Source organism: Pengzhenrongella sicca, from assembly GCF_017569225.1.
In the GTDB taxonomy this organism is placed as follows: Bacteria; Actinomycetota; Actinomycetes; order Actinomycetales; family Cellulomonadaceae; genus Pengzhenrongella; species Pengzhenrongella sicca.
Map to the genome: position 1 here is coordinate 1727353 of NZ_CP071868.1, position 16402 is coordinate 1743754.

Below are 16402 nucleotides of genomic sequence, written 5' to 3' on the forward strand. Positions count from 1 at the left end.
GGCTGACCGTGGCGGACCGCGGCTCGCCCCGCCGGCACGCGTCGGCGCCGCTACGGTGGCCCGATGGCCCCCACCTCCACCCCCACCTCCACCTCCGCGCCGGTCCTCGGTGTGCTGCTCCCGCGCGACCTGCCGGCCGGAGAGGTCGTCGCCTACGCCCAGGCGGCCGAGCGCCACGGCTTCGACGAGCTCTGGGTCGTCGAGGACTGCTTCTACCGCGGCGGCATCTCGCAGGCCGCCGTCGTGCTCGCGACGACGACGTCGATCCGGGTCGGCATCGGGATCCTGCCGGCCGCGGCGCGCAGCCCGGTGTTCACGGCGCTGGAGACCTCGACGCTTGCCGAGCTCTTCCCGGGCCGGCTGCTGGTCGGGGTCGGTCACGGGATGCCCGGCTGGATGCGCCAGGTCGGGGCGTGGCCGGCCAGCCCGCTCGCGATGCTCGAGGAGCACCTCTCGACGCTGCGCGCGCTGCTGCGGGGAGAGCGGCTGACCGTCGCGGGCCGCTACGTCACGCTCGACGACGTCGCCCTCGACCGGCCGCCCGCGGTGGTCCCGCCGGTGCTCGCCGGCGTGCGCGGTCCGCGCTCGCTCGCGCTGGCCGGGCGCTGCGCCGACGGCACGATCCTCGCCGAGCCGGTGACCCCCGAGTACCTCGCCGCCGCGCGCGCCCAGATCGCGGCCGGGCAGGCGGGCGGCGCTGGCGATGGCGCTGGCCCTGGCGCTGGCCCTGGCGCTGGCGCGCCGCACACCGTGGTCGCGTACGCCGTCGCGGCGGTCGACGACGACCCGGCGCGCGCCCGCGATCTCGCCCGGGGCGCGCTCGAGTGGATCGGCGAACCGGACTGGGCGCCGCACCTGGCGCCCCTTCCGTTCGCCGCCGAGTTCGCGCGCCTGCGCCGGGGCGCGCCGTCGCGCGCGGCCTTCGCCGCGGCGTTGCCGGACGCGTGGGTCGACCAGCTCGCGATCGTCGGCACGCCGTCGACCGCCGGCGCGCGCGCGGCCGAGCTGCACCGCGCCGGTGCCGACACGATCGTGCTCATCCCGGTCGGCGCCGACCCGCACGCCGCGCTCGCCTCGCTCGCGCGCCTGGTGCCGGCCGAGGCGACGAATGGGCTGAATCGGCGCGACATCTGAGCACATTCGGCCCATTCGTCGCTGGTCGCGGCGGGGGGCTTAGAATTCGGCGCGGCAATGGATCCTGCCGGGACCTTCGGTCTGAACCGCCACGTGGCTGATGGTTCCTGTCCTTCACCTGGTCGACGGAGCGCGGCATGAGTCCCAGACCGCACCTGCGCCCCGGCCTCGTCGCCCTGGTGGCGGCCGGCGGCGCGGTCGGCACCAGCGCGCGGTACGGCCTCGCGCTCGCGCTGCCGCACGACGGCGGCTGGCCCGTCGCGACCTTCGTCGCGAACCTCTTCGGGGCGTTCCTGCTCGGCGCGCTGCTCGAGGCGCTGCTGCGGCGCGGCGCCGAGAGCGTCGGCGGTCGGCGCGCCCGGCTCGGGCTCGGCACCGGGGTGCTCGGCGGGTTCACCACGTTCAGCAGCCTCGCGCTGGAGACGGACCGGCTCGTGGCGGGCGGCGCGGCCGTGACGGGCGTGACCTACGCGCTCGCGACCGTCGTCGGGGGAGTGCTCACGTGCCTCGCCGGCGTCGCGCTCGCGGGCGCGCGCCACCGCCGCCGCGGCGGGGGTGGGGCGAGGTGACCTTTCTCCTCGTGGCGCTGTGCGGCGGGCTCGGGGCCGCGACCCGGTTCGTGGTCGACGAGCTCTTCCGCGGTCGGTGGGCGCACGAGTTCCCGGTCGCGACGGTCGCGATCAACGTGTCCGGTTCCGGGCTGCTCGGGCTGCTCACCGGCGCGAGCCTCTACCTCGACCTGCCATCCGGGTGGCTCCTCGTCGCGGGGACGGGCTTCTGCGGGGGGTACACGACGTTCTCGACGGCGACGGTCGAGACGGTCCGCCTGGCCCAGGCCGGCGAGTACGGCCTCGCGGCGGCGAACGCGTTCGGCGCGCTCGCGCTCGCGCTCGGCGCCGTCGCGGCCGGCATCGCCGTCGTGTGGCTGCTCGCCTGACGCCCGCTGCACCTCGACCGCTCTGCACCCCCGGCGGCTGTTGCCCGCCGGACATCGGGTGCGCAAGACTCCACGTCAGACCAACGGTGGTCGGCGTGAGGGACGGAGGCGCACGGTGGAGTTCGACGTCACGATCGAGATCCCGAAGGGTCAGCGCAACAAGTACGAGATGGACCATGCGACCGGGCGGATCCGCCTCGACCGCATGCTGTTCACCTCGACGCGCTACCCGGACGACTACGGCTTCATCGACGGCACCCTGGGCGAGGACGGCGACCCGCTCGATGCGCTCGTGCTCCTGGAGGAGCCCACCTTCCCGGGCTGCCTGATCCACGCCCGGGCCATCGGGATGTTCCGCATGCGCGACGAGGCCGGCGGCGACGACAAGGTGCTGTGCGTGCCGGCCGGCGACCACCGGGCGGACTGGCGCCAGGACATCGACGACGTGTCCGAGTTCCACCGCCTCGAGATCCAGCACTTCTTCGAGGTCTACAAGGACCTCGAGCCGGGCAAGTCCGTCGAGGGCGCCCACTGGGAGGGGCGCGCGCAGGCCGAGGCGGAGGTCGAGCGCTCCCGCCAGCGCGCGATCGACACCGGCTACTACGACAACGCGCACTCGCACACGCAGCACTGACGTATCTCGCGGCCGCGCGAGCCGCACCTGTGCAGGTGCGACCGCGGTCCCGCGGCGCGACGCAGCGAGCGGCGAGGAGGCCGGCGATGGTTTCGCTCAACCAGGGTGCCTGGGTCCCGGGCACGGCGACCTACGAGTACGGCTACCACTCCATCCCGGTCATCTCCGTCACCGGCGCCCCCGCGGACACGAACGTCGCGCGCTGGGCGATGCTGCACGACGGGAGCGCGTACCGGCTGTACTTCTTCCAGGGCAGCTCGACCGACACGCTGTACCAGTTCGCGTGGGACGGTTCGTCGTACGCGTACGGCCACAACTCGATCCCCGTGCTCACGCTCACCGGCGCGCCCGCCGACGTCGACGCCAGCCGGCTCACGATGCTGCACAGCGGCGCCGCCTACCACGCGTACCTGCGCCGGCTCGGCGACCCGACGACGCTGTACCAGTTCGTCTGGGTGCCGGGCACGACGACGTATCAGTGGGCGGTCGCCGGGTACTACCCGAGCCTGCCGGTGACCGGCTTCCCGTCCGACACGGACTGGTCGCGGTGGAACATGCTGCACGACGACGCGACCTACCGCATCTACGCCGGGCGGTACGGGTCCACCGACCGCCTCGTGCAGGGCTCGTGGAACGCGGCCGCCGGGCAGTACCAGTTCGGCTACGACTCCATCCCGGAGCTCGCGCTGGTCGGCTACCCCGCGGACAGCGACGTCGGCCGGTCGGCCATGCTGCACGACGGCACGGACTATCGCTTCTACTTCCAGCGGCCGTGAGCGGGCCGAGCCGGGTCGGCGCGCGTCGGACCGGCGCGGCGCGCGTGGGTCGGCCGGGTCGGCGCGCGGGGCTAGCGTGGCGCGCATGACCGACCACCCGTCCGTCCGGCTGCTGGCGCTCGAACCCGCGGCGATCCACGCCCTCGCCGCGGGGGACCTCGCGGCCGCGAACCGCGCGGCACCGGTCGTCCTGACGCCGTACCTCATCGCGCCCGACGCCGGCGGCGTCTGGCGCATGCGGAGCCGCCAGATCGCGGCCGACCCCGCCACGGCCGGCTGGATCACGCGCGTGATCGTCGACGCGCGCAGCGGCGCGGTGGTCGGCCGCGCGGGCTACCACGGCCCGCCCGACGACGCCGCGATGGTCGAGGTTGGCTACGCCGTCGACCCCCTGCTGCGCCGGCGCGGGTACGCGCGGGCCGCGCTGGTCGCGCTGCTCGCGCGCGCGGCGCGCGAACCGGCGGTGCGCATCGTGCGCGCGACGATCAGCCCGAGCAACCTCGCCTCCCGGGCGCTCGTGCTCCAGTACGGGTTCGTCGAGGTGGGCGAGCAGTGGGACGACGAGGACGGGCTCGAGACGATCTTCGAGGTCGGCGCCGCGTAGGCAGGACACCTGCGCATGCGCCGGGAACCGCGTAGGTTTGCGTTCTCAGGTGAGGACCGTCGCCCGGCCGGGCGGCGCCGGCAACGAAGGATGGTTCCGTGACCGACGTCAACCCGTCGCAGGCAGGCGCGGCGCAGGCTGCCCCGCTCCTTCCCCCCGCGGAGCCGCTCACGTTGACGGCGCCCGCGGCCATCGCGCCGGTGACCACGACGGCCGCCCCGCGGATGGCGCCGGCGGTCGACGCCGCGGCGCTGCCCGGCCTGGACGCGAAGGTCGCGAGCTTCCTGTCGACGCTCATGGTCGCCGAGCCGCACTCGCCGGAGTTCGCGGCCAAGGCGGGCGACGTGCGCACCATGGGCGACATCGACATCCGCAACGCGGCTGAGAGCTCGAACCGGCTGCTCAAGTCGCCGGTCCGTGCGCTGACCGAGGGTGGGCTGGCGTCCGGCTCCAAGGTCGGCACCACGCTGGTCGAGCTGCGCCGCACGGTCGAGGACCTCGACCCGTCGGGTGCCCAGGGCGCCCGGAAGTTCCTCGGGATGATCCCGTTCGGCGACAAGATCAACGACTACTTCCGCAAGTACCAGAGCGCGCAGAGCCACCTGGACGCGATCCTGCACGCCCTGCGCGACGGGCAGGACGAGCTCCGCAAGGACAACGCGGCGCTCAACCTCGAGAAGGGCGAGCTCTGGGCCGCGATGGCGCGCCTGAACCAGTACGTCTACGTCGCCGAGCGCCTCGACGCGCGCCTGGCGGCCCAGATCGCCGAGCTCGAGGCGACCGACCCGGACCGGGCCCGGTCGCTGCGCGACGACGTGCTGTTCTACGTCCGCCAGAAGCACCAGGACCTGCTCGTGCAGCTCGCGGTCTCGATCCAGAACTACCTCGCGATCGACGTCGTGATCAAGAACAACCTCGAACTGGTCAAGGGCGTCGACCGGGCGTCGACGACGACGATCTCGGCCCTGCGCACCGCCGTGATCGTCGCGCAGGCCCTGGGCAACCAGAAGCTCGTGCTCGACCAGATCACGGCGCTCAACACCACGACGTCGAACCTGATCGAGCGCACGTCGGCGATGCTCAAGGACAACTCGGTCCGGATCCAGGAGCAGGCCGCCTCGGCCACCATCGGCCTGCCCCAGCTGCAGGCGGCGTTCGCGAACATCTACGCGACGATGGACGCCATCGACACGTTCAAGGTGCAGGCGCTGGACACGATGGCGGCGACGATCGGCACGCTCGAGACCGAGGTCGGCAAGTCGCGGGACTACCTCGACCGCGTGCAGCAGCACGACGAGCGCGTCGCGACCGGCTCGCTGGACCTCGACGGCGCCGCCGGCAGCGGCCGATGACGCGCCTCATCGCAGCAGCGGTGAGCGGGCGGTGACAGTCGATGAGCGGATTCGCTGACCGGGTCGCCCGGGCCTTCGGCCGCGGCCGGGCCGCGGAGCCGGCGCCCCGCCTCGTGCTGGCGCCGGTGCCGACGAGCGAGGACCTGATCGCCGCCGTCGGCCGGGCCGAGGCGATGGTGGCCGACGGCGCCGTGCCCGCGCCCGTGGCCTCCCGCGTCGCCCGCGTGACGCGGGTCGTGCGCGACGCCATCCCGCGGCTCGACCGGATGGGCGCCGGCAGCCCGCAGGCGTACTCGGTCATGGCGACCGCCACCGACTACCTGCCGGAGGCGATCGCGGGGTACCTGCGCCTGCCGCGGGACTGGGCGAACAGCCGCCCGGTCGACAACGGCCGGTCCTCGCTCATGGTGCTGATCGACCAACTCGACCTTCTGGCCCGCACGATGGACCAGGTGCTCGACGCAGTGAACAGGTCGGACGCCGCCGCGCTCGTCGCGCACGGCCGGTTCCTCGCCGAGAAGTTTGGCCACGCGTCCGGGGGCGGTCAGCTCGAGATCGGCCAGATCACGCCGCCCCCGCAGCCGGCGCCGTGACCGCGACCCCAGCGGGCCCCCTCGCCGCCGCGCTGGCCGGGCTCGTCGCCGTCGGCGACCGGGCCGGCCTCGCGCCCGCCGACGTCCGCGCCGAGGGCGCCGCGTTTGCCGCCGCGGTCGCCGAGTCCGCGCCCCGCGCCGCCGCCGACTGGTGCGCGCAGGTGGGCGGGCCTGAGCTCGGCGTGCAGGACTTCTTCGACGCCGCTTCGCGCGGGCGGCGGTGGCGCGCCGCCCCGACGCGCCTGCTGGGCGAGCTCGCCGCGACGCGGTCGGCGCACGCGCCCGAGTACGCCCGCGCCCTCACCGAGGTCGCCTCGGCCGCGTGCGCGCTCGGCGAGGCGACGCTCCGCGTCGTCGGGAACGCCGCGGTCGCCGCCGCGGCACAGCTCGCCGCGGCGCCGCTGCCGATGCCCGCGGGAACGAGGCCCGGGGAGACCCAGGCGGGGCTCCCGCTGCCCGAGTCCGTCGCCGTCGGCCGCCACGAGCCCGCCGAGACGGCCGCCGCCGGCGGTGCCCCCGCGCCCGCCCCGACGGCCGTCGCCGAGCCCGTCGTCCCGGCGAAGACCGTCGACGAGCTGCTCGCGGAGCTCGACGCGCTGATCGGCCTCGCGGACGTCAAGCGCGAGGTCCGCCGCCAGGCCGCCGTGCTCCGGGTCGCTGGGCTGCGCACGCAGCACGGCATGGCGAGCCCCACCATCTCCCGGCACCTGGTCTTCACCGGCAACCCCGGCACCGGCAAGACCACCGTCGCGCGCCTGGTCTGCGGGATCTACGCGGCCCTCGGCCTGCTGGCCAAGGGGCACCTCGTCGAGGTCGACCGGTCCGAGCTGGTGGCCGGCTACCTCGGCCAGACGGCCGTGAAGACCTCCGAGGTCGTCCAGTCCGCGATCGCGGGCGTGCTGTTCATCGACGAGGCGTACGCCCTGACCGGGGACCAGTACGGGACGGAAGCGGTGGACACCCTCGTCAAGGAGATGGAGGACCACCGCGACGACCTCGTGGTCATCGTGGCCGGCTACCCCGCGCCGATGGCGCGGTTCATCGACGCGAACCCCGGCCTCGCGAGCCGGTTCCGCACCACGATCGACTTCGCCGACTACACCGACGACGAGCTCGCGGACATCTTCGTCCGCCTCGCCGAGGCCGCCGACTTCGCGCCGAGCCCCGAGTGCGTGCAGCGGTTCCGGGAGATCCTCGCGGCGACCCCGCGCGGCACGGGGTTCGGGAACGGACGGTTCGCGCGCAACGTTCTCGAGACAGCGATCGGTCGCCACGCCTGGCGGCTCCGCGACGTCGAGGAGCCGACCCGCGAGGAGCTGCGCGTGCTGGTACCCAAGGACCTCGACGATGGACCGGAGCAGATGATGGACGAGACGACGTCCCAGCCAGGAGGTCCGGCATGAGCCAGCCCACCGCGACGGCGGTCGCACCCGCGACGCCGCCGGCGCCCGAGCCCGCGCCGGCCCGCGCGCTCATGTCGCGCCGGGGGGCGGGGGACACGCCCAGCCGGATGCGGCTCGTGTCGGCCGCGCTCGTCGTCGTCGGCCTGCTCGTCGGGCTCGTCGCCGCTCAGTCGTTCTGGTCCGCACAGGGGGCCCTCGCGCGGGCCGACGCGAACGCCGCCCAGCTCGTGCGCCTGCAGGACATCCAGACCGCTCTCGTCCGGGCGGACGCCACCGCGACCAACGCGTTCCTCGTCGGCGGGCTCGAGCCGGCCGAGCAGCGCGCCGACTACGACGACGCGGTCGAGCGGGCCTCGCGGCAGCTCACCTTCGCGGCGCGCGCCCAGGCGGCCGACGGCGAGGCGCTCGCCGAGCTCAGCACGCTCGTGTCGGACTACACCGGCGGCGTCGTGCAGGCGCGCACGATCAACCGGCAGGGGCTCCCGCTCGGCGCGCAGTATCTGCGCGAGGCGAGCGCGAGCCTGCGGGCCGACGCGCTGCCCGTGCTCGAGTCGCTGACGCAGGCCAACGAGGCGCGCGTCGCGACCGAGTTCACCACCGCGCGCCAGGCGCGGGCGCTCGCGATCGGGGCCGGCGTCGTCGGCCTCCTGCTCGTCGCCGGCGCGCTGTGGTGGCTGGCGCGGCGCACGCACCGCTATCTCAACGTGCCGGTGCTCGGCGCGGGCCTCGTCGTGCTCGGGCTGCTCGTGGTGAGCGCGATCGTGCTCGGCTCGGTCGGGGCCGCCGTGGCCTCGGTCCGGGACGGCTCGTACGCGACCGCTCGCGCCGTCGCCGGGGCGCGGATCGCGGCGTTCGACGCGAAGTCGAACGAGAGCCTGACCCTCATCTCGCGCGGCTCGGGCGCCGCGTTCGAGGAAGCCTGGGTCGCCTCGGCCGCGATCACCTCGGACACGTTCGCCGAGACCGCCGTCGACCTGGCCCCGAGTTGGGACGCGTACACGACGTTGCACGCGGACATCCGCGCGCTCGACGACGGCGGCGACTGGGACGCCGCCGTCGCGGCGGCGACCAGCCGCGCCGACGGCAGCGCGAACGCGGCGTTCGACGCCTTCGACGCGGCGTCGGCCGAACGGCTGACCGCGGCGGGCGACGAGACGTCGTCGGCGCTGCGGTCGGCCGAGTCCGGCCTCACCCTCGGCGCCTGGCTGAGCGTGTTGGCCGGGATCCTGGCGGCCGCGCTCGCGTGGTGGGGCATCTCCCAGCGAGTCGAGGAGTACCGATGAGTCGAGGAGTACCGATGAGCGCGCGCCGTGGTCCCGTCCTGGTCGCGCTGGCCGGGCTGCTGCTCGCGGGCTGCTCGGCATCGGCCTACGAGGACACGCCCCTGCCGAGCCCGACGACGGCGCCCACCGCGGACGCGCCGAGCGCCCCGGCCGCCGCGGCGGCCCAGTGCGCCGACCCGCTCGCGTCGTACGCGCCGCAGGGCGCACTGCCCGCCGCCGGCGCGATGCCGGCCGGCTCGACCATGGAGACGATCGCGCAGCGCGGCCGGCTGATCGTCGGGGTCTCGGCCGACACGCTGCTGCTCGGCGCGCGCAACCCGATCAGCGGCCAGATCGAGGGCTTCGACATCGAGATGGCCCGGCTGGTCGCCGAGGCGATCTTCGGCGACCCCAGCCGGATCGAGCTGCGGGTCCTCACGGCCGCCCAGCGGATCCCCGCGCTCGAGGACGGCAGCGTCGACCTGGTCGCCCGCGCGATGACGATCAACTGCACGCGCTGGGAGCAGATCGCGTTCTCCGCCGAGTACTACCGGGCCGGGCAGAAGGTGCTGGTGCCGCTGGGCTCCACGGCGACGTCGCTCGCGGACCTCGCGGGCCAGCGTGTGTGCGCGCCCGCGGGCTCGACGAGCCTGGACACGCTCGAGGACTTCCCCGACGTCGTGCCGGTGAGCGCCAGCACGCACTCCGGCTGCCTCGTGCTGTTCCAGGAGGGCGAGGTCGACGCGATCACCGGCGACGACACGGTGCTCGCCGGCCTCGCCGCGCAGGACCCGTACGCGCAGGTCGTGGGCGACGCGTTCACGTCCGAGCCGTACGGGCTCGGCATGAACCAGGACGACGTCGACCTCGTCCGGTTCGTGAACGGCGTGCTCGCGCAGGCCGAGGCGGACGGGCGCTGGACCCAGGCCTACGACCGCTGGCTCGCCGACGCCCTCGGGGCCGCGCCCGTAGCCCCGACCCCCGTGTACGGGAGGGGCTGATGAGCTCGGCGCCGGTCGTCGCGCCCGACGCCCCGGCCCGGATGGGTCAGGCCGTCGAGCCGACCGAGATGCTGCGCTACCTCGAGAAGCTCGGCGCGTGGTGCGACGGGCGGCGCGCGGAGCTCGACGAGCTCGACCGGACGGCGCTCGCGGCCCCCGACTCGGCCGCGCTCACGGGCGACGTGCTGCTGTCGATGGCGCTGTGGCAGGCAGTGTCGGCCCGGTACGCGGAGCTGCTCCGGGTCTGGGACAGCGGCCGCGTCGGCCCCGTCGAGCAGCTGCGGCTCTCCGCGCTGGTGTGGGGCCGCCTCGACGCCGACGCCGGGCCGGGCGCCGCCTCGCTCGCGGTGTCCGTCCCCGAGGCGTGCCGGCTCTCGGACGCGCTGGCGACGCAGCTGGGCTGGCGCTTGTCGCTCGATCCCGTCGGCGTCGACCTCGCCGCGCACCTGCGGTCGCTGCGCGCGACCCTCGAGCGGGTGCGCGACCTGATCCCGGCCGAGCCGAGCGGTCCGGCGCGCGACGGCGCGGGGGAGCGGCTGCACCGCCTGGACCGCCGGCTCGAGGACGCGACGGCGCGGGCCCAGCGCGGCGCCGACGTCGGCGGTCTCGTCGGGCCGCTCGAGTCCGAGGCCGCCCTGATCGAGCGCGACCTCATCGTCGCCGCGGCCACCCGCCGCGACGACGAGCGCGACCGCAAGCGCGCGCACGCGCTGCGCGGGGAGCTGATCGCCCGCGCCGAGCGCGTGAACCGCGTCGTCGACGAGTGCGTGGCGCGCGTGCGCACGGCGCCGACGCTCGCGGTGCCGCGCGTTGAGGCGCTCGGGCCCGTGCCCGACGAAGCGCTTGCGGTGGACGCGTACCTCGTCCGGCTCGCGGCGGTCGCGCGCGCGCTCGCGCTGGCCGAGCAGGCCTACGGCGGCCCGCTCGCCGAGCTCGCCGACCTGCGCGCCCTCCTGGACGTCTACCACGCCAAGGCGGCGGGCACCGGGCGCGCCGAGCACCCCGAGGTCGCCGAGATGTACAAGCAGGCGCTCGCCGTCGTCGGCGAGCTGCCGGCCGACCTGCCCCGGGCGCGCGCCGTCGTCGCCGCCTACCAGACCCTGCTCTCGGACCCGCTGCCGGGCCCGACCGCGGGACCCGCCTCCTCAGGACGGACCTCATGACGACCGTTGCGTGCAGCCAGCCGGGGTGCACCGGCACCATCGTGGACGGGTACTGCGACGTCTGCGGCTCACCGGGCGGCGCGGGCGGGAGCACCGGGGCGGCGAGCGCCGCCGCCGCGAGCACCTCGACCGCGACCCGCGCGGGCGGGCCGGCGCGCGTCGGGCCGGCGGGCGTCGACTCGGCCGTGTCGACCGTCTCGCGCGCGTCGAACCGCCTGGCGTCGACGGCGATCGGCTCGGCGCGCGCGGGCGGCACCCAGGTGACCCAGCGCAAGGGGACGTCGTCGGTGCGCCTGCGGGCCGCCCGGCTCGGCGCGGGCCTGACCACGATCCCGCCCCAGCCGCCGATCGACGCCCGCTCCGCGCTGATGACGAACCCGGAGGTGGCCGAGGAGAAGCGGGTCTGCCCGAACTGCGGCTCGCCGGTCGGTCGCTCGCACGACGGGCGGCCCGGGCGTACCGAGGGCTTCTGCCCGAAGTGCCGGAGCCCGTTCTCGTTCACCCCGAAGCTCCAGGCGGGCGACCTCGTCGGCGGGCAGTACGAGGTCGCGGGCGCGCTCGCGCACGGCGGGCTCGGCTGGATCTACCTCGCGCAGGACCGCAACGTGTCGGACCGGTGGGTCGTGCTCAAGGGCCTGCTCAACGCGGGCGACGCCGACGCCCTCGCGGCCGCGATCGCCGAGCGCCAGTTCCTCGCGCAGGTCGAGCACCCGCTGATCGTCGAGATCTACAACTTCGTCACGCACGAGGGCGCCGGCTACATCGTCATGGAGTACATCGGCGGCACGTCGCTGAAGTCGCTGCTCAAGGATCGGATGAAGGCCGCGGGCCACTACGATCCGCTGCCGCTCGACCAGGCGATCGCGTACGTGCTCGAGATCCTGCCCGCGTTCGGGTACCTGCACGACCTCGGGCTCGTCTACTGCGACTTCAAGCCCGACAACATCATTCAGGTGGGCGACGACGTCCGCCTGATCGACCTCGGCGGCGTCCGGCGCCTCGCCGACGTCGACTCCGCGATCTACGGCACGGTCGGGTACCAGGCGCCCGAGGTGCCCGACGTCGGCACGACCGTCGCGTCGGACATCTACACGATCGGGCGGACGCTGCTCGTGCTCGCGATGGAGTTCCGGGGCTACCAGTCGACGTACCTGACGTCGCTGCCGTCGGTCGCCGACACGCCGCTGTTCCAGCGGTACGACTCGTTCCACCGCCTCGTCGTCAAAGCCTGCGCGCCGGACCCGGCGGACCGGTTCGCGTCCGCGGCCGAGCTGCGGGTCCAGCTGCTCGGGGTGCTGCGCGAGGTCGTCGCGATGGACCGGCCCGGCGACGCGGCCGCGCGGCACGCAGCGCCGTCGCTGCTGTTCGAGACCCCGAACGTCTCGGACGCGGTGCTCACCTGGCAGGGCCTGCCAGGGCTGCTCGTCGACTCGGGGGACCCGCAGGTCGGGTGGCTCGCGACCGTGAGCGTCGAGGAGCCGGCGGCCCGGCTCGAGGCGCTCCGGCAGGCGCCCGACCGGTCGCCCGAGGTGCTGCTCCAGATCGGCCGGACCGCACTGGTGGCCGGTCACCCCGAGCTCGTGGACGCGGTGGCGGACGAGTTGCTCACTGGCGACCCGTGGGAGTGGCGCGCGGTCTGGCTGCAGGGCCTCAAGGCCCTCGCGGCCGACGACGGCGCGGGCGCCCGCTCGGCGTTCAACGCCGTGTACGGCCAGGTGCCGGGGGAGCTCGCGCCGAAGCTCGCGCTCGCCCTCGCGTGCGAGACGAGCGGCGAGCTCGACATCGCGGAGGCCCTGTACTCCATCTGCGCGCGCAGCGACGCGTCTTACGCCGCCCCGGCGGCGCTCGCGATGGCGCGGATCCGAGCCTCGCGGCAGGACACGGAGGGCGCGGTCGCGGCGCTCGACCTCGTCTCGCCGACGAGCCGCGCGTACACCGAGGCGCGGCGCCAGCGGGCCGGGCTGCTCGCGGCGTCCGGAGGCGGGCTGCCGGCCCTGGCGGCCGCGATGGCGAGCGTCGACGGCGTCGGGATCGACGAGCTCCAGCGGGCGCGGCTGACGGCGAACGTGCTCTCGAGCGCGCTCCGGCTCGTGCTCGACCACGGCCCGCAGCCCGCACTGCGGATCGGCGGCGTCGAGGCCGCGGAGCCCGCGCTGCGCGACGGGCTCGAGGGCGCGTACCGGCGCCTCGCCACGATGGCGTCGACGCGCGACGAGCGCGTCGCGCTCGTAGACGCCGCGAACGGCGTGCGCCGGTGGACGCTCCGATGAGCGCGCCGACGGGAGCGGTCGCCGGCGGCGGGCTCCTGACCTGCGCCGAGTGCGGCGCCGCCGCACCCGCCGACGCCCGGTTCTGCGAGGCGTGCGGGCACGAGTTCCCGCAGGTGGCGGCGCCAGCGGCGGCAGCGCGAGCGGAGTCGTCAGCGGCGTCGTCGGCGGTCGACGCCGCCGCGGCGGCCGCTCCCGACGGCCCGATCCCGTGCGCGGAGTGCGGCGGCGTCGTCGACCCGGACGGATACTGCTCGCTCTGCGGGGCGAAGGCCCCCGTCCCGCGCGACCACCTCGTCGAGCAGCCGCAGCCCTGGGTCGGCGCGGTGAGCGACCGCGGCGTGCGGCACCGCCGCAACGAGGACGCGATGGCGACCGCGGCAGACGAGGCCCCCGGCGGGCGCGCGATCCTCGTCGTGTGCGACGGCGTGTCGAGCTCCGAGAACTCCGACGTCGCGAGCCTCGCCGCGGCGCGGGCCGCCCGGGAGGTGCTGGTGCACTCGCGCGCGCAGGGCCTGGGCACGGACTCGACGCTGCTCGCGGTGCTGAGCGACCGGATCGAGGCGGCCGCGGACGCCGCGAGCCGCGCCGTCGCGCAGTCGACCGCCGCCGACCACGGCGCCAGCCCGCCGTCGTGCACGTTCGTCGCCGCCGTCGTCGAGCGCGACCGGATCGTCGCGGGCGTCGTCGGCGACAGCCGGGCGTACTGGTTCCCCGACGGCGGCGAGCCGCTCGCGCTCACGGTCGACGACTCGTGGTCCGCCGAGCAGATGGCGCTGGGCGTGCCGCGCGCCGAGGCCGAGTCCGGCCCGCACGCGCACGCGATCACGCGCTGGCTCGGCGTCGACGCGCCCGACCACACGCCGCGGATCACGACGGCGGCGGTCACCTCGCCTGGGTGGCTGCTCGTGTGCTCGGACGGGCTGTGGAACTACTGCTCGGCGGCCGACGACCTCGAGGCCCTGCTGCGGCGGACCGCGGCCGACGCCGCCGGCGAGCCGCTCGCGACGGCGTCGGCCCTGGTTGACTGGGCGAACGCGCAGGGCGGACATGACAACATCACGGTGGCGCTCGCCAGGCTGGGCACAGCGGCGCCGGACCGGCAGGGCACGGCCACGAGCGGGGAGAGCTGACGATGACGGAGTTTGCGGCACAGGTGTTCCAGAACGAGTTCCTCGCGGACGGCGGGACGGACGTGCACGCGATCGTCACGGTCACCTGCACCGGGGCGGGGCAGGCCGGTCAGTCCGGCGGCGGCGAGGCCGCCGAGATCGTCATCGTGGACACCTCGGGGTCGATGGGCCTCGGCATCCGGGATGCGCAGATCGCGGCCGTCGCGGCGCTCGACCAGGTGATCGACGGGACCTGGTTCGCCGTCATCGCCGGCAACCACCTCGCCCGGCTGGCCTACCCCACCGACTCGCGCGAGCTCGGCATGACCCGCATGGACCCCGCCGCGCGCGCCGAGGCCCGCGCCGCGATCGGCACGTTCACCGCCGACGGCGGCACCGCGATGGGCACCTGGCTCGAGCTCGCGAGCGCGGTGTTCGACTCCGTGCCGGCGGCGACGCAGCGGCACGCGATCCTGCTCACGGACGGCAAGAACCAGCACGAGACGCCGGCCGAGCTCACCCGCCGGATCGCCGCGGCGAGCGGCCGGTTCCAGTGCGACTGCCGCGGGGTCGGCGCCGACTGGGTGGTCGGCGAGGTCCGCCGCATCGCGACCGCCCTGATGGGAACGGTCGACCTCATCCCGACGCCCGGCGAGATGGCCGGCGAGTTCGAGCGCCTCATGCGCGCCGCGATGTCGCGCGGCGTCGCCTCCGCTGACCTGCGGGTCTGGGCCCCCCAGGGTGCCCGAGTGCTCTTCGTGCGCCAGGTCGCCCCGGCCGTCGAGGACCTCACGGGCCGCCGCCGCGAGGTGAACGCGCTCACGGGCGCGTACCCCACCGGCAGCTGGGGCGACGAGTCCCGCGACTTCCACGTCGCGGTGCGCCTGCCCGCGGCGAAGGGCGTTGGGCAGGAGCAGCTCGCGGCCCGCGTCCAGCTCGCCCTCGGCGACGCCGTGCAGGCCCAGGGCATGGTCAAGGCCTTGTGGTCCGACGACGACGCGCTCACCGCCCGCATCAACCCGGAGGTCGCGCACTACACGGGTCAGACCGAGCTTGCCGAGGCGATCCAGGACGGCCTCGCGGCCAAGGCGATCGGCGACACCGCGACCGCGACCGCGAAGCTCGGCCGGGCCGTCCAGCTCGCCGCCGAGACCGGCAACGAGGAGGCGACCTCGAAGCTGCGCAAGGTCGTCGACATCGAGGAGCCCGGCACCGGCAAGGTGCGGCTGCGCAAGAGCGTGGACCGGCTCGACGAGATGGCGCTCGACACGGCGTCGACCAAGACGACGCGGGTCAAGCGATGACCGACCCGGGTGGTTCGGCGGGCACGGTGACCTGCCCGAACGGGCACCAGAGCGTGGCGACCGACTACTGCGACGTCTGTGGCGAGCCGCTCGCCGCGGTGCTCGCCGGCGGTGCCGGTGGCGGCGCTGGAGCTGGAGCGGGAGTCGGTGCGGGCGCCGCGGGGGGCGCTCCGACCGGCTCGGCTCCGACCGGCTCGGCGTCGACCGGCCCGGCGTCGCAGACCTGCCCGAACTGCCAGACGGAGAACGTCGCCGACGCGCTGTTCTGCGAGGCGTGCGGGTACGACTTCACGACGGGCGCGATGCCGCGGGTGCCGGCTCCGGCGTCGTCGCTCGACCTCGGTGCGCCGGACGCGAGCCCCGCAGGTCCCGCGAGCCCCGCGGGCTCCGCGAGCCCGACGCCGCTCGCGCCGCGCGTGCCGCTCGAGTGGGTCACGGAGATCTGGGTCGACCCCGACTGGTACGCCGAGCAGGACAGCACCGAGCCGTGCCCGTCCCCGGGCCTGCCGGCGATCGTGCCGCTCACGGTCCGGAGCGTCCTGATCGGTCGCGTCTCGAAGAGCCGGAACATCCACCCGGAGATCGACTGCGACGGCGACATCGGCGTCAGCAGGCGGCAGGCCCAGCTCACGACGGACGGCACGCGCTGGTGGGTCGAGGACCTGCAGTCGTCGAACGGAACGTACGTGGGGCCGGACAGCGGACCGCTGCCGACCGTGCCGCTCACGCCCGGCCAGCGCCGGGAGCTGTCGGAGGGCGACCGCGTGTACGTCGGCGCGTGGACGAGGATCGTCGTGCGCCGGGCGACCGACGAGGAGAAGGCCGGGGCCGCCTGAGTCGGCAGCTCAGCCCGCGAGGGA

General features: G+C 75.2%; 16 protein-coding genes and 1 riboswitch. All 16 genes read left to right on the top strand.

All coding sequences use genetic code 11. The features are described 5' to 3' along the window. The first annotated feature begins 63 nt into the window (after nucleotides 1–63). The 16 genes from J4E96_RS07860 (at nucleotide 64) to J4E96_RS07935 (ending at nucleotide 16378) form a co-directional block, all read left to right on the top strand. Nucleotides 64–1134, top strand: coding sequence for an LLM class flavin-dependent oxidoreductase (locus J4E96_RS07860; protein ID WP_227425201.1), 1071 nt, complete (start codon nucleotides 64–66; stop codon nucleotides 1132–1134). A 44-nt stretch (nucleotides 1135–1178) separates the two neighbouring features. Further along, nucleotides 1179–1251: riboswitch (Fluoride riboswitch) on the top strand. Nucleotides 1252–1271: 20 nt separating this feature from the next. Continuing rightward, entirely contained in the window at nucleotides 1272–1703 is a 432-nt protein-coding gene (locus J4E96_RS07865; RefSeq protein WP_227425202.1) for a fluoride efflux transporter FluC, read from the top strand. Continuing rightward, nucleotides 1700–2071 carry a fluoride efflux transporter FluC gene (locus J4E96_RS07870; protein ID WP_227425203.1) on the top strand — a complete coding sequence of 124 codons (372 nt, stop codon included), beginning with the start codon at nucleotides 1700–1702 and terminating at the stop codon, nucleotides 2069–2071. The genes J4E96_RS07865 and J4E96_RS07870 overlap by 4 nt, the downstream gene beginning before the upstream one ends. A 115-nt stretch (nucleotides 2072–2186) precedes the next feature. Then, entirely contained in the window at nucleotides 2187–2705 is a 519-nt protein-coding gene (locus J4E96_RS07875) for an inorganic diphosphatase (protein WP_227425204.1), read from the top strand. An 86-nt stretch (nucleotides 2706–2791) separates the two neighbouring features. Beyond that, on the top strand, nucleotides 2792–3481 hold the full coding sequence (locus J4E96_RS07880; RefSeq protein ID WP_227425205.1) for a hypothetical protein: 690 nt from the start codon (nucleotides 2792–2794) through the stop codon (nucleotides 3479–3481). An 85-nt stretch (nucleotides 3482–3566) separates the two neighbouring features. Beyond that, entirely contained in the window at nucleotides 3567–4085 is a 519-nt protein-coding gene (locus J4E96_RS07885) for a GNAT family N-acetyltransferase (RefSeq protein ID WP_227425206.1), read from the top strand. Between the two features lie 98 nt (nucleotides 4086–4183). Next, nucleotides 4184–5437 (top strand): toxic anion resistance protein, encoded by a 1254-nt coding sequence (locus tag J4E96_RS07890; RefSeq protein WP_227425207.1) that lies wholly within the window; start codon nucleotides 4184–4186, stop codon nucleotides 5435–5437. 41 nt (nucleotides 5438–5478) lie between these two features. Continuing rightward, nucleotides 5479–6030 (top strand): hypothetical protein, encoded by a 552-nt coding sequence (locus J4E96_RS07895; protein WP_227425208.1) that lies wholly within the window; start codon nucleotides 5479–5481, stop codon nucleotides 6028–6030. Continuing rightward, nucleotides 6027–7433: an AAA family ATPase gene (locus J4E96_RS07900; RefSeq protein WP_227425209.1), complete on the top strand. Its 1407-nt coding sequence runs from the start codon at nucleotides 6027–6029 to the stop codon at nucleotides 7431–7433. The genes J4E96_RS07895 and J4E96_RS07900 overlap by 4 nt, the downstream gene beginning before the upstream one ends. Continuing rightward, complete coding sequence (locus J4E96_RS07905; protein ID WP_227425210.1) at nucleotides 7430–8716, top strand: hypothetical protein; 1287 nt, start codon at nucleotides 7430–7432, stop codon at nucleotides 8714–8716. Before J4E96_RS07900 ends, J4E96_RS07905 begins: the two co-directional genes overlap by 4 nt. A 14-nt stretch (nucleotides 8717–8730) precedes the next feature. After that, nucleotides 8731–9696 (top strand): glutamate ABC transporter substrate-binding protein, encoded by a 966-nt coding sequence (locus tag J4E96_RS07910; protein ID WP_227425211.1) that lies wholly within the window; start codon nucleotides 8731–8733, stop codon nucleotides 9694–9696. Beyond that, a complete protein-coding gene (locus J4E96_RS07915) occupies nucleotides 9696–10859 on the top strand; it encodes a hypothetical protein (protein WP_227425212.1) in 1164 nt (387 codons plus the stop codon). Before J4E96_RS07910 ends, J4E96_RS07915 begins: the two co-directional genes overlap by 1 nt. Continuing rightward, nucleotides 10856–13129 (top strand): serine/threonine-protein kinase, encoded by a 2274-nt coding sequence (locus J4E96_RS07920; protein WP_227425213.1) that lies wholly within the window; start codon nucleotides 10856–10858, stop codon nucleotides 13127–13129. The genes J4E96_RS07915 and J4E96_RS07920 overlap by 4 nt, the downstream gene beginning before the upstream one ends. Then, nucleotides 13126–14259: a PP2C family serine/threonine-protein phosphatase gene (locus J4E96_RS07925; protein WP_227425214.1), complete on the top strand. Its 1134-nt coding sequence runs from the start codon at nucleotides 13126–13128 to the stop codon at nucleotides 14257–14259. The genes J4E96_RS07920 and J4E96_RS07925 overlap by 4 nt, the downstream gene beginning before the upstream one ends. Nucleotides 14260–14261: 2 nt before the next feature. Further along, the gene (locus J4E96_RS07930; protein ID WP_227425215.1) at nucleotides 14262–15542 is read left to right on the top strand and encodes a vWA domain-containing protein; all 1281 of its coding nucleotides are present in this window, start codon (nucleotides 14262–14264) and stop codon (nucleotides 15540–15542) included. Next, on the top strand, nucleotides 15539–16378 hold the full coding sequence (locus J4E96_RS07935) for an FHA domain-containing protein (protein ID WP_227425216.1): 840 nt from the start codon (nucleotides 15539–15541) through the stop codon (nucleotides 16376–16378). Before J4E96_RS07930 ends, J4E96_RS07935 begins: the two co-directional genes overlap by 4 nt. Nucleotides 16379–16402 lie beyond the last annotated feature (24 nt).

Bases quoted from the DNA above. Each gene is read 5' to 3' on its own strand.
- J4E96_RS07860 (WP_227425201.1), top strand. From the start codon at position 64: ATGGCCCCCACCTCCACCCCCACCTCCACCTCCGCGCCGGTCCTCGGT.
- J4E96_RS07865 (WP_227425202.1), top strand. From the start codon at position 1,272: ATGAGTCCCAGACCGCACCTGCGCCCCGGCCTCGTCGCCCTGGTGGCG.
- J4E96_RS07880 (WP_227425205.1), top strand. From the start codon at position 2,792: ATGGTTTCGCTCAACCAGGGTGCCTGGGTCCCGGGCACGGCGACCTAC.
- J4E96_RS07885 (WP_227425206.1), top strand. From the start codon at position 3,567: ATGACCGACCACCCGTCCGTCCGGCTGCTGGCGCTCGAACCCGCGGCG.
- J4E96_RS07895 (WP_227425208.1), top strand. From the start codon at position 5,479: ATGAGCGGATTCGCTGACCGGGTCGCCCGGGCCTTCGGCCGCGGCCGG.
- J4E96_RS07905 (WP_227425210.1), top strand. From the start codon at position 7,430: ATGAGCCAGCCCACCGCGACGGCGGTCGCACCCGCGACGCCGCCGGCG.
- J4E96_RS07910 (WP_227425211.1), top strand. From the start codon at position 8,731: ATGAGCGCGCGCCGTGGTCCCGTCCTGGTCGCGCTGGCCGGGCTGCTG.
- J4E96_RS07915 (WP_227425212.1), top strand. From the start codon at position 9,696: ATGAGCTCGGCGCCGGTCGTCGCGCCCGACGCCCCGGCCCGGATGGGT.
- J4E96_RS07920 (WP_227425213.1), top strand. From the start codon at position 10,856: ATGACGACCGTTGCGTGCAGCCAGCCGGGGTGCACCGGCACCATCGTG.
- J4E96_RS07925 (WP_227425214.1), top strand. From the start codon at position 13,126: ATGAGCGCGCCGACGGGAGCGGTCGCCGGCGGCGGGCTCCTGACCTGC.
- J4E96_RS07930 (WP_227425215.1), top strand. From the start codon at position 14,262: ATGACGGAGTTTGCGGCACAGGTGTTCCAGAACGAGTTCCTCGCGGAC.
- J4E96_RS07935 (WP_227425216.1), top strand. From the start codon at position 15,539: ATGACCGACCCGGGTGGTTCGGCGGGCACGGTGACCTGCCCGAACGGG.